Raw genomic sequence first — 13,402 nt, 5'->3', positions numbered from 1 at the left:
CGAATCACCCAACATCGAAACCTACACACAAGGGCATGCGATTAACGTCTATGCCGATCCACTTTTAAGCTGACCCATGATTGACCAATACACTTCCTCGTCTCCTACTTCTAGGTTTTCGAGGGAACCCGCCCCCCCAAGGAAGAGTGGCACCTTGAACCCTACACATTGCCAACCCTGAGGAACCGAATACCCGCCATCAAGCCATTCGCTAAATAAGTCGGAGGCGAGAAAAGTAACCGGATCGTCCACGATCTCCATATCGAATAGCTGCTCAATGCCACACTCGACGTCAAACACCTCAGCAGATCCCGGCTCAAATAGCAGCAAACGGGGAGACTGCGGATCAACGCCGGCAAAGTCGAGCGCGAACTGTCGGCCAAGCCAATCTTTGGCGATAGGAACAATGTCAACGTAGCCGGGAAAAACATGCAGCACAAGGCCGCGAGCACGCAGCGCCTCTTCCGAAGAATGCACTCGCATAATCCCTGAACCGAAAGATCTGCCGGAGCCCATACGGGCCAGCTCACGGTACCCGGCAACCCCTTCCAGCTTCGCCTCCCAATAGGGCTCCAGGGCGCCACGACCATCGGCAGGAAAGCTGCTAAGAAATCTCTCGAACATCACGGCCTCTTACAAATCGATACGCCACAAACTTTAGTTCCGTTGGCAAGATTCCTGATTTGGGCATCGATCTGCGGCCCAAGACTAGTGTTTACACTACCATCAAGCGCGCCGAGGTTATCTAAGGTGTCCGCACCGCCCAGCTGAAGATCATGCATATGGTCGCCATGATAGCCACGCGGGACGGTCTCACCTGCTTTGCGTAGACGGCCTGCCGCGCTGCCCGACACGACACGCACTGACGGCGTCTTTACGAGCAGCCCGTCCTGAGCAAGATCATTTAAGTAGGCAACCTTTCCATCGGCCTCGGCGATTTGAGTGGGACCCCAGCTTTCCTTGTAGTGCAGGTTGAGGTGAACTGCGTCGGGGTCTGTGCCACAGTTGTGTACAAGTACCGACGTTTCGGCGGCCAACACATGGTACGTGTGGGTGTTGGCGACGGTGAGGTTGTGGACGGTGGCGCGGGAGACGGTCCAGCGGTCGATGGCGGTGATCTGGGCGTAGGTGCCGGCGCTGGTCTGGAGCCACTCGCCTGGTTGGAGGTCGGTGGCGTCGATCCATTCACCCAGTTCGGGCACCCAGAACGGGTGACCGTCGGTGGCGGTCACCTCGGCACTCGCCGAGCCGTGGTCGCCGTCGGTGTCGATGGTGACCTTCACCAGCCGCTTGACGCCGTCGCCAGTGATACTGGCGGTGACCGTGTCCACCTCGGTACGACCGGTCTCCGGGTCGGTAACGACAACCTCGTCGCCCGGCTTTACGTCTTCGATCGGCTTGTTCGACCCATCGGCCATGAGGATCTTGGTGCCCGGGACAAAGCTGTTGTCCAGGCACGATTCCTTCGCGGCTCCACCGCCACCGCTGTTGCCGCTGGTGCCGCCGTTGCTGCGGCTCGATCCGCCCGACGAGCCGCCCGGCTTCGAGTCGCCCTTACCGCCGCCACCGGTGCCCTTGCCACCGGCACCGCCGGAGGCTGCGGACGAGCCCTTCGGGTTGGACTTGGCCTGGGCTTGCTTCTGTGCCGGGTTACCCGTCTTCTTCGCCGACTGCGTTGCCTTGTTGCTTGTCGAGTTGACCTTGTCAGCGGCCTTCTTCTTGGCTGCCTGGGCGGCCTTCTTGGCCCGCTCGATGGCCAGCTTCTTGGCCTGCAACGCGGCGGCTTCCGCCGCCCGCGCCGCGGCCAGCACGATCTCCGCGGCCCGCTTCGCGGCCTGCCATGCCTGGATCGCGGCGATCGTTCGGTCGATCGCCCGGATCACCGCCGGGATCTTGCCCAGTTTCGCCCACGGGATCGCCCCGATGATCAGGCTGCCGCACGCCCACATGTCACCGCCGAAGCAGTTCATGGCGTCGTTGATGCCGATGAACTCCTTGAGGATGTACCAGGCCGAGTCGAGGACCACCGACATCAGCGACCGGCCCATGTTGGCCTGCGCCTGAGAGATCATCGCCGCCGACAGTCCCGCACCGGCCAGGGCCGCCGCCGTCTCCGACGCGGTCAACGCCACCGACAGGCCGGACGGGTCCGAGTGGGTCACCGGGTTGTTGTGGGCGTACGTGTAGCCGTTGTTCTGGACCGGGTCGGTCAGGTCCAGGACCGGGTCGGCGGAGATGAACCGACCCACCTCCGGGTCGTACAGGCGCGCGCCCAGCGGCACGAAGCCGGACGAGTCGTCGCGTACCGCACCGAGGAAGCCCATGTTGGTGCGGAGGGCGCCGCTCGTGGTGGCCGCTCGCACGTTGCCGAACGGGTCCTGCTTGCGGATCCGGGTATCCATGCCGCTGGCGAGGGTGACCTCGGCGTACGGGCTGCCCTGATGGTCGGAGGCCAACGCGGTGAGGGCCTGCCCGGCGGTCCCGGCCACCTGCCGCGCGACCGCGCCGCCCGGGGTGGAGTAGGTGCGCTGGGCGTCGACCGGCATACCGCCCGGCTGCACGGTCAACTGCGCCTCGCCCAGGTTGAGCGTGGCCTGCTGGCCCTGCACGGTCAGCAGGCGGGTGCCGCCGGGTCCGTAGATGTGCCGGGTCTCGTCCTGCGCGTTCCACTGCTGGGCGGCCGATCCGCTGGCGCAGGTCGCCAGCACGATCGGGGTGTTGTCCGCCGACGCGCCGTCCTTCGCGGCCAGGCAGAGGCCGGAAGACGTGTGCTTCAACTGCGCGGTGGAGAGCCGCTCGAACTGCTGGTTGGTGGTGCCGTCACACGTTTGCAGCCGCAGGACCGAGCCAGCCGACGTACCGGCCGGCTGGGCACACCACTTGTCGTCGTAGACGGACAGCGTGCCGAGGTTGCCGTTGTTCTGGCCCGGGGTCGGCGTGAAGCCCCACTTCTGCCATGCGCCGCCGTTGCAGGTGAACAACTGGATCGGCTGGTGGGGCTGAGCGAGTCGCTGACTGAGGTCGATGCACTTGGCGGCCAGGCCGACGTACGGGCTGCGGCCCTTGCTGCCCGAGCCGGTGATCCGCTCGATCTGGCCGTCGTAGGTCCAGGTCAGTTCCTGCTGGTCGCCGTTGCTGGTGGAGGTGACCGACTTGGTCTCGCCGGTCAGCTCGTACAGCCGGGCGGCCTCGGAGACGATCGCCGCGCCCTGCGGGGTGGTGTACGTCTTGGTGACGGCGGCGAGGGTCCGTGGCTGGGCCCCGCCCTCCCGGCCGTACCCGTAGGTGGTCTCCAGCGGGGCGGCGGAGGTGCGGCCGGTCAGGTCCCGCTCGACCAGCTCGGTGCGGTTGCCGAGCAGGTCGTATTCGTACTCCTGCCAGTAGCCGGTGCCGTCGACGCCGACCGCCGCGTTGGGCGCGGTCGCGGTGCCGGGGCCGGCGTCGCAGGAGGTCTGGCTGTTGGACGTCCAGGCGTTACGGAGTTGGCCGAGCGGGTCGTAGGTGAAGCACTGGCGCTCCGCGATCGGGGTCGCGTGCTCGCGGATCGAGGTGACGTTGCCGGCGTCGTCGTAACCGTAGGAGCGGTTGGAGACCAGGTGGTTGCCGGTGACCTCGCGGAAGACCTGCTGGCGGGTGAGGGCGCCGCTGGCGTCGTCGTAGTCGGCCATCGTCCACACCCGGTAGGGCTGGGTGCCCAGGGTGGAGCGCAGCACCTGTCCGTACGGCGAGTAGATCGTCTCCGAGCCGTACCAGTCCTTGCCGGAGACCGACAGCGGCAGGCCGTCGGCGGTGTAGCGGACCAGCAGCTTCTCGCTGGGCAGCGGGCCGACCGCCGGCATGGTGCTCGACTCGGGAAGACCGGTGTCGGTGTACGTGTAGTCGTAGCGGTACTGCTGGCTCAGGCCCCAGGTGGTGGCGATGGACTGCGGCAGCGTCAGCGTGGTCGAGGTCGGCTGGTAGTCCTGGGTGTAGCCGCCGATCGACTGGGTGTACGGCAGGCCGTCGGTGTAGCGGGTCGACGTCGCGGGCAGTCCCTTGCCGCCGGCCACCGTGTCATAGGTGAACTGGGAGAGCAGGGTGCCGCCACTGCCGCCGAGGCGCTGCTGGGTGGGGCGGGACAACTCGTCGTACCCGTTCCACACCGTCACGCCACGGGCGTTGGTCGTGGTGAGCGGCCGGTCCCGGTGGTCGTAGGTCATGGTGGTGAGGCCGGTGTCCGGGTCGGTGGTCCGGGTGAGCCGGCCGCGCTGGTCGTACGTCCAGGTCCACGGCAGCGGGTTGGCGGAGTGGTTCGCCTTTACCAGTTGGCCGCGCGAGTCGTACTCGTAGCGCATGGAGGTGAAGTCGGTCTGGGCCGTGTCGCGGAAGGTGTCGACCCGGGTGGTGCGGCCGAGCCCGTCGGTGAAGAGGCGGTACGACGCGGCCCCTCCGGGGTTGGTCACGGTGGAGTGGTCGAGGCCGTAGCTGTACTTGGTGGCGCGTTCCTCGTTCGGCTCGCCGTTGAGCAGCGGGATTTCCTTGACCACCCGGCCGAGGCCGTCGTAGGTGTAGCGGGTGGCGTTGGGCATGACCGTGTCCGACAGCGGCGTGAAGAGCTGGCCGATCGGCGAGCCCTCGGCGAAGTAGGCGTTGTTGGTCTGCCAGACCTCGCCGGCCGAGTTGTAGAGGGTGTCGGTGATCAGCCGACCACCGTTGGTCGCCTGCACCTGGGACTGCCGTTCCCGGCCCAGTCCGTCGTAGATGGTGACCGAGGTCTGGATGCGGTCCTCGTGACCACGGGCGAAGGTGGTGACGTACGGGGGCCTGCGGATGCTCTCGCCCGGGTTCTCCGGATCGGGGACGATCTGCGGCAGGGCGTACTCGGCGCGGAAGTCCGGCACCGACGAGGTCGACGGGGCACGCCCGGCGCCCCACGCCTCGACCAGACGGCCCAGGCCGTCGTACTCGGCGTGGCTGACGCGGTTGTTCGGGTCGGTGGTCTTGAGCGTGACGCCCCGGCCCGGGTCCAGCTCACGGGTCTGCTTGTGCTCGAGGGAGTTCTCCTCGGTAACCGAGTACGCCTGTCCGCTGGCGGGGGTGTAGGTGATCCGGGAGGCCTTGCCGTCCGGGTCGGTGCGGGTCAGCACCCGGCCGACGGCGTCGAAGCTGGTGGTGCCGTCGTTCTGAAAACCGGAGCCGTCGGCCCTCAGCGACCAGGTCTGGGTGGCCAGACCGCGACCGCTCGCGGGCAGCGCCGCGCCGTAGGCGGTGCCGTCGTAGGCGACCCGGCCGGCGGAGGCCAGCGAGGTCAGGTCGTCGAAGGTGGCAGCGGCGCAGGTCGTGGCGCTGCTGCGAATCTGCCGGGTCAGGCCGATGACGTGCTTGTTGGTGTGGTGCGCGTACTCGACGAAGGTGCAGGACTCGTCGCCGGTGCGGCCGGTGTCGCCGAGGGACTCGATCCGCTCCGGCAGGCCGTGGGTGCTCTCGTAGGTGGTCCTGGTCTCGACGGTCCGCAACGTGCGGGTGTCGTCGCCGGTGCCGGACGACCGGGCTACCGCCTTCTGCCGGGTGTCGGTGACCCGCCACGCCTTGAGCGGGCTGAGGCCGTCGTCGCGGGTACGGGAGGCGAGTTCGGTCGCCGTCGGGTAGGTGACGCTGCGGGTGAGCCAGTTGGCGTCAGCGTCACCCGCGCTGGCGTAGGTCAGCTCCTCGGCGACCCGGCCGGCGAAGGGCTCCCGGTCCTTGGCGATCTCCTCGCCGCTGCCCACGTTGTCCTTGACAGACACGGTGTCACCCATGCCCCGGAAGTAGCGGGTGACGGACTTGGTCCGCTCGCTGCCCAGCTCCGCGACGGGCGGGCCGGTGAGCACGGTGACCTGCTCGAAGCCGGCGAACTGGGAGTAGGTGCGGCTGGACTTCTTGGTGAACTCCGCCTCGGCCAGCTTCCAGCCGGCGTTCGCGTACTGGTAGGTGGTGACGGTGGAACCGGCGGCGCCGTCGATGGCGGGCAGTTCCTCGACGGACTCCACCACGTACTTGTGGAACCAGTCGATCTCGTCGTCGTTGGCCGGGTCCGGGTGCCAGAAGTTGGGGTAGCAGAGCCGGGTGTTCGACCTCAGCCCGGCGGTGTCGGTCTTGCCGGGTAGGCCGGTGCCGGCCGCGCAGGCGCCGGTGGGCTTCTTGTACGTGACGACGGTCTCGCCGCCGTACTCGTTGACGACCCGGGCGATGCGCAGCCGGGAGAAGCCGGGCCGGTTGTCCTTGCGGACCCGGTTGGGCATGTCCTCGGAGTTGTGCACGAACCGCACCGGGTTGAGCGACTCGGTGTCACCGCCGACGCCGTATCCGGTGCGCTCGATGGACTCCAGCCACAGCGCGGTGTTCGTCCCGGTCCACTCCACCGGGAAGGACTGCCTGAGCTGGTACTCGTCCACCTTCTGCAGGGCGGTGGAGCCGCTGCGGCGCTGCGCGAAAGTGGTGATCTTCTCGAGCCGCACACGGGTGAAGAAGGATGGCGAGGCGTTCCAGCACTTCTTGCCCGCAGGGCAGTTGAGGTCGGCCGGGGTGTCGTACCAGATACGGTAGTCGTGCGGGATGGTGCTGTTGAAGTTCTCGTCGGAGCAGGTCAGCGAACCCTGGTTGTAGCAGCGTTCCTCGACGTCGAACTTGACTCGGGCCAACGGCGGGGTCGCGAAAACGTTGTTGTTGGTGTTGCGCTGGCCGTAGTCGATGTTCAGCAGGTGGCCGCCGCGGTCGTACGGGACGGGCTTGGTGAAGTTGAAGTTCTGCGCGTAGCGGTTCCTCTCCTTCTTCCACCAGAGGGTCATCACGTTGCCGTGGATGTCCTCGACGTAGTCCAGCGACCACCGCCACCCCTGCTCACAGGCCGAGCCGGCCCAGTTCCCCGCCTTGTAGCAGTCCTCACCGGCGTGGTTGCCGTAAACCGGCACGGCCAGGACCGAGTTGGTGACCGGCGCTCCGGAGGTCCAGCCGGGCAGGCGGTGCAGGCCGAAGTGGTACTTGGTGCCGTCCCTGGTGGTGACGACCCAGTACTCGCCGTCCTCGTCGCCGTTGTCGAGGTCTTCGTTCTTGAGCAACTGCACCTTGGAGCCGTCGCCGTTGGCGGTGGTCCACGTCTCGGCCGACTCGCTCCAAACCAGCTCGGTGGTCATGCCGCCGAGGGAGAGCGTCGCGTTCTTCGAACCCCAGCAGAGGTCGGCGGTCCGGTGGGTGGCGTTGTTGGAGCCGGCCTTCTTGGAGTCCTGACGGCAGTTGACGTAGGTCCGGGTGATCGAGCCGGCGGCGTAGTCCCAGCCGTCGCCGATCCAGGACGCCTGGTTGTTGGTCGCCGAGGTACGCCCGTCCACCGACTGCGACGAGTACGACAAAGCGACCTTCGGCGTCGGACCGCCGGCCGTCTCGGGCACCTGGACCTGGTACGAGTAGGTGAACGCGCCGGAGGACGAACCCGCCGCCCACGAGCCGGAGAAGAGCAGAGGGGTGGCGGTGAAGTCACCGGCTGCCGAGGCGCCGGTGTCGAGTACGCCGACGACGCTGCTGCCTGACGCGGCGGACTGGGCGCCGATCGCCGATCGACCCGCCACCGGCGTGGCGTCACCGAGCAGCGCGCCGACCGGCAGGCTGCTGGTGACCATGCGGCGGGCGGGAGCGCCCTCCTCCACCCCGGCGACCCGTGCGCTGCGGGCGGAGGAGCCGGCGACCGGAACCAGCTCCACCTCGCTGGAGACGGTCTGACCGGCGATGGTCGCGGGGTCCGCCGTTCCTCGGGCGGCGTCGTCGGGGGCGCAGTCGCCGCCGTCGGGGTCGTCGAAGACGCAGTCGGGCAGCAGCATGACGCCGAACCGGTCGGCGGCCTGCGGGCCGTAGAAGTCGGCGAAGGGCGTGTAGTCGACGGTGAGGGCGACCTCGGCCTCCGGGTCGGCAGTGGCCGGCGGGGTGATCTTCATGATCAGGCCGGACACCCCGGCGTCGTGGGACGCCTCGGGTGCGGCCAGGTCGACGGCCCAGGTGCCGGCGAGGGCAGCGGGATCGCCGCCGTCCGGCACGCCGAGCGCGACCGGCAGGTCGTCGACCGGCAGCGTCTCACCGGGCGTCACCCCGGTCAGGTCGACGGTGCCGCTGCCCTCTTCCCATGCCTCGACGGCCGTGGGCTCGTAAAGCTCCGACGGTTCCGGCTCGTCGGTGAGCAGGTTCGTCACCGCCTCCTCGTCGGGCGAGACCTGATCGACCTCCGGAATCTCCGGCAGCTCGATGGCGCCACGGCTCATACCTGGTCCGGGCTTCGCGAAGGCGGGCGCGGGCAGTGTCGTCACCGCCATGGTCATGGTGAGCGCCAGGACGAAGGTCGTACGGGCGGGACGACCCCACCGCCGAGCCAGCAAACCGGTACCACGCATGCGCGTCGACTCCCACCCAGGCGTCAAGACGAAAGAGGACGGTGCGGAAACCGCACCGGGCACATGCCAGGTGCGGCCCGTGCGTGAGCACCTTCCGTCAGAGCGCTGAGTAGCTCAAGGTCACCTAGGGTGATCAACATCGGGTTTGAGTGATCCCCGTCACGCCACTATTGCCGCAGTGAATCTCTGAACATCCCGAAGATCATCTAAACGCACAGATACGCCATGTCCGACAGGCCGGACCCGCAAATTTAGACACAAGATCAAATTCCGGCGTTACGGCACATACTCAAGGAGTGAAGATCACGGATCGATAACGTTGACGGGATAGACGGGACGTACCAGTGGCGTGCGATCGTGTGCCCGCATTTCTGCCCCACGGCCCGCCGACAGGGGCGGTTCTGCACGCCGTCTTCCTGTCCGCCCGGCCCCACGGGAGTAGACCGCCGTGACTGTGCCTCGCCTGCTCAGCCCACTCGTGCGTACGCGCACCCGGCTGTTGTGCACCATGGGCCTTCTGCTGGCCGCCGTCGTCGCGGCGACGCTGCCGTGGTGGCCCGGATTCGACGGACCCGATTCCCGGCCGGCCACCGCCACCCCGGCCGTTCCGGTGTCCACTCCCCCAGTCGACGAGGCCACCGCGATGGCCGAGGCGCTGCGCACCGGCAAGGAGGTGCTGGTGGAGACCGCCACCACGCCCACCTCGCTGACCTGGGCACTGCCGAGCGGTCGCTGGCGCTCCACGTCCCACGCGGTCCCACAGCGCGCCAAGGACGCCACCGGGCAGTGGGCACCGATCGACACCGCGCTCACCCGTACCGGCGCCGCCCCCGACGGCCTCGGTATCCGCCCGGTCAACGCCGCAGTGCCGGTACGGTTCGCCGGCGGCAGCGAACCGAACAGCCCCGAGGCCAGCCCCGAGCCGAGCCCCTCCCGCCACGCGCTGCGGCTGGTAGCCAACACGGGGACAGAACCGGCCGACACGCCGCTGGCCGAAGTGGAGATCGGCGGCCACAAGGTCACCTACCTGTGGCCCGGTGCGCTGCCGGAACCGGTGCTCGACGGCCCGCGCGCCCTCTATCCCGAGGTCCGGCCCGGCGTGGACCTGCTCCTGGTCGCCCGCGACGACGGCGGCCTCGGCCAACTGCTGATCGTCAAGACCCGGGCGAGCAGCACGATCGACGCCGTCCGGTCCCTCGTCTACGGCCTTGAGTCCCCGACCGCGACCTTCCGCCACGACCGGGAGACCGGCGGCGTCCGGATCCTCGACTCCGTCGACGGGGCGGAGATCGGCTCGATCCCCACCCCCTTCGCCTGGGACTCCGCCGGTCAGGAACCCGAAGCGCCCCCGGCCGCGCCCCGCACCGCCATAGCCACCAACGCCGACGTGCTGAACCTCTCTGGTCTCAGCGGCGTCGAGCCGGGCGCCCGCCACGCGCGGATGCCCACCCGCCTCGACGGCGACGGTTCCGGGCAGGTACGCCTGCACCTCGACGCCGCCGCCAGCGGGCTGCTCGACGACGCCGACGCGGTCTTCCCGATCTTCCTCGACCCCACCCTGAACACCACCACACAGGCCTGGGCCACCGTCTACAAGCAGCACCCGAGCACCAACACCTGGAACGGCACCAACTTCAACTCCGGCAGCACGGACGCACGGGTCGGTCACGAGCAGAACACGCCGCTGACGGCTCGTTCCTTCTGGCGGATGGGCTTCAAGAGCACCCTGAAGGGCCCGGACATCGATACCGCCACATTCCGGGTGCTCAACGTCCACTCCTGGAACTGCACGCCCCGCCAGATGGAGCTGTGGCACACTGCGGCGATCTCGTCCGGCACCACCTGGAAGAAGCAGCCGACCTGGCGCTCGGTCCAGGACCGGAAGTCCTTCGCCTACGGCTACGACGGCAGCTGCGACAACGACTACGCCCGCTTCAACGTCCTCGCCGCCGCCCGGTCGGCCGCCGACAGCAGCGACTCCACCCTCACCCTGGGCATGCAGGCGACCAGCGAGACCGACACGCTGACCTGGCGCCGGTTCCGGGTCAGCACCGCCCAACTGACGGTCGAGTACAACTCGCCGCCCAAGGAGCCGACCGGCGGCAGGAGCGCCCCCGGCGGCAACTGTGTGCCCGGCCCCGGCAGCGGAGTCACGGTCGCGAGGACCAACCTGGAGCTGTACGCGAGGGCCACCGACCCCGACAACAACCTCAAGGCGCTGCGGTTCCGCTTCTGGAAGACCGGCTCGACGGTGCCCGCCGGGACTCTGGTCACCGCCACCAGCAGCGGTGAGGCACGGCTGACCATCCCGTCCAGCAGCCTGGAGGACAAGGCCACCTACTCCTGGGACGTCCAGGCCGAGGACCACGTGGGCGCCACGTCGACGTACTTCCCGCCGGGCAGCGAACCCTGCCGACTGAACGTCGACGCCTCCGCGCCCCCCGCCCCGACGGTGACCAGTGACGTATGGCTGGAGGGCAGCCACGACGGGGACACCTGGGCGACGGTGAAGTTCGGCGGGACCGGTCCGATCACCTTCAGCGCCACCGGCGCGGTCCGATTCACCTATGCCTTCGAGTCCATCGGCAGCACGTCCGTGAACGCCACCAACGGCACCGTCACCGTGCCCGACCTCAGACCACGGCACGCCGGACCCACCACCCTGCAGGTGTACGCCTACGACGCGGTCGGCAACCGCAGCGTCCGCACCGACTACACCTTCTTCGTGCCACCCCGGGACGAGGCCGACGGTCCCGCCGACATCACCGGTGACGGCCGACCCGACCTGCTCATCATCAACGGCGACGGAAACCTGCGCACCTACGTCGGCGACGAGGGCGGTGAGCTGTACGACCACCTCGCCGCCTCCTACAACGACAAGGGCGAGCAGAACCCGCCCGGGCACTGGTACAACCCCGCCACCGGCCAGGCCGCACTGATCAGCAAGCACTCCGACGCGTACCCGGGAGACGGGCTCACCGACCTGTTCGCCCGCACCCCCGACGGTGGGTTCTGGCTCTACCCCGGTGACGGGTACGGCAGCTTCAACGTGGACAAGCGACTGCGGATCCTGCTGCCCGCCCATGTGCCGGCCCCGTCGACCTGGACCCAGATCAAGGCGCTCGGCGACATCACCGGTGACGGCAAACCCGACCTGGCGCTGCGCTCCGGGGCCCAGTTCTGGGTGCTCTCCGGCTACACCGGGGCAAGCTTCCAGGAGGCGACGCTGATGGAGGGCACCGCCTGGGCCCGTCGGGAGATCCTGAACATCACCGATTTCGACCGGGACGGCACGCCGGACCTGCTCTGGCGCAACCTGGACGCCGGCACGCTCTACGTCCGCCACGGACGACCCGGGTCGGGCCCGAACAGCGTCAACCTGGACTCGCTCAAGCAGGCGGCCAACTCCCGCGACGGCGACGTCCAGATCGGCACGGGCTGGACCGAGACGACGTACAACGCGGTCGTTGGCATCCCCGACGTCAGCGGCGACGGGATCCCGGACCTCTGGGTCCGGGCGGGTGTGGACGGGAAGATCCAACTGCATCGACCGTCCTTGACCAACATCGACGCGTCGGTGCAGATCGTCCTCTCCATGAACTACCACTTGTTACGGGCCTTCGGTTGACCTGTCACTACTGCGGAGTCCGGCACCCGGGTCGTCGAGGATCCTCGCCTCGGCGAAGGGCTTCGCGGGACAGGAAGTCGGCGCGTCGGATCACGTCCGGCAGGCGGTAGCGCGGGCTCAACGTCAGCGTCAGCGCGGTCACCCGGTCCAGGCCGGTGCGGTGGCCCACGGAGACGAAGACCGGCTTGACGTCGGTCTGCGTACGCAGGGCGTGGCCGAGCACCTCGTCGCCGTCGCGCAGCGCCGACCGGTCGCCCCGGCGCGGGCCGGGTTCGGCGTACGTGCCGACGAAGGGGGTCTTGGCCACGCCGAAGGTGGGCAGGCCGGTGACCACGCCCAGGTGGCAGGCCAACCCGAACCGCCGTGGGTGGGCGATGCCGTACCCGTCGCAGACCACGGTGTCGGGGCGGCGGCTGAGCCTGCCCAGCGTGGTGAGCAGGATCGGCACCTCGCGGAAGGCCAGCAGCCCGGGGACGTACGGGAACGTCACCTCGCCGGGGACGACGACGGTCTCCAGCTCGACGCCGGTGGTCAGGTCGACGAGCACGGCGGCGGCGGTGACCCGGGTGGAGGTCTTGTCGTAGGAGACGTCGACGCCGGCCACCAGGGTCGGCTCGGTCGCCGGGCCGTCGGTCAGGTCGAGGTGCCGGCGCAACTCCTGCTGGACGCGCTCGGCCTCGGCGACGGTACGCACCTCGACCCGGTCTCGCAGCAGCCGGCGCGGGGGGAGGATCGCCATGATGGGGAGACAGCCTACGTCGACAGCTCGTGGGGCGTCAGCACGAAGGTCTCCACCTCGGTGCCGCCGTACCAGTCGGTGCGCCGGCCCAGGTGGGTCATGCCGAGCCGGCGGCAGACCGCCGTGGACCGCTCGTTGCCCGGCATCACCACGGCGTACACCCGCTCGGTGCCGGTGGCGAACTCGCGGGACAGCACCGCCCGGGCCGCCTCGGTGGCGTAGCCGCGCCCCCACGAGTCGGGGTGCAGGTGCCAGCCCACCTCGATGTCGTCGGTCGGCGTCAGGCCGTCGGCCCCGGGCAACGGCTTGAGCAGTACGCTGCCCGCCACCACCCCGGTCCCCCGGACCTCGATCGCCCAGAGGCCGTACCGGCCGGCGTACGGGGCGTACCGCTCCCGCCAGGCGGCGAGCCGGGGGGCCGCCTGGTCGGGCTCGGTCAGTCGCCCCGCTCCTCCGCCCAGCCAGCGCATCACGTCCTCGCGGGAGTAGAGGTCGTAGAGCCGGCGCAGGTCCTCCGGCGTGTCCCGCCACTCGCGCAACAGCAGGCGCTCGGTCACATCCACGGTCATGGCCGCCGATCGTAACGACGCAGGCCGGTACGCGTTGGGTGTGCTGCCGGTGACACCTGGCGTGGGCGAG

The 13,402-nt window shown here is 68.8% G+C and carries 5 protein-coding genes; 1 reads left to right on the top strand and 4 read right to left on the bottom strand.

Going from position 1 to position 13,402, the window contains the following annotated elements; genetic code table 11:
- Positions 1 to 48: 48 nt before the first annotated feature.
- Both ACQVFL_RS07200 and ACQVFL_RS07195 read right to left on the bottom strand, forming a co-directional pair.
- The gene (locus ACQVFL_RS07200; RefSeq protein WP_431728997.1) at positions 49 to 624 is read right to left on the bottom strand and encodes a hypothetical protein; all 576 of its coding nucleotides are present in this window, start codon (positions 622 to 624) and stop codon (positions 49 to 51) included.
- Entirely contained in the window at positions 624 to 8,396 is a 7,773-nt protein-coding gene (locus ACQVFL_RS07195; protein ID WP_431728996.1) for a ricin-type beta-trefoil lectin domain protein, read from the bottom strand. Before ACQVFL_RS07195 ends, ACQVFL_RS07200 begins: the two co-directional genes overlap by 1 nt.
- 448 nt (positions 8,397 to 8,844) lie before the next feature.
- Between ACQVFL_RS07195 and ACQVFL_RS07190 the strand changes: the two genes are divergently transcribed.
- Complete coding sequence (locus tag ACQVFL_RS07190) at positions 8,845 to 12,024, top strand: FG-GAP repeat domain-containing protein (RefSeq protein ID WP_431728995.1); 3,180 nt, start codon at positions 8,845 to 8,847, stop codon at positions 12,022 to 12,024.
- 7 nt (positions 12,025 to 12,031) lie between these two features.
- On the opposite strand, the gene ACQVFL_RS07185 is transcribed toward ACQVFL_RS07190, so the two are convergent.
- Positions 12,032 to 12,763 (bottom strand): endonuclease V, encoded by a 732-nt coding sequence (locus tag ACQVFL_RS07185; protein ID WP_431728994.1) that lies wholly within the window; start codon positions 12,761 to 12,763, stop codon positions 12,032 to 12,034.
- Positions 12,764 to 12,777: 14 nt separating this feature from the next.
- On the bottom strand, positions 12,778 to 13,332 hold the full coding sequence (locus ACQVFL_RS07180; protein WP_431728993.1) for a GNAT family N-acetyltransferase: 555 nt from the start codon (positions 13,330 to 13,332) through the stop codon (positions 12,778 to 12,780).
- Positions 13,333 to 13,402: the final 70 nt, after the last annotated feature.

It is taken from the genome of Verrucosispora sp. TAA-831, from assembly GCF_050780145.1.
Taxonomy (GTDB): domain Bacteria; phylum Actinomycetota; class Actinomycetes; order Mycobacteriales; family Micromonosporaceae; genus Micromonospora.
Note: the sequence above shows the minus strand (reverse complement) of the source record. Positions and strands in the feature narration are given on the sequence as shown.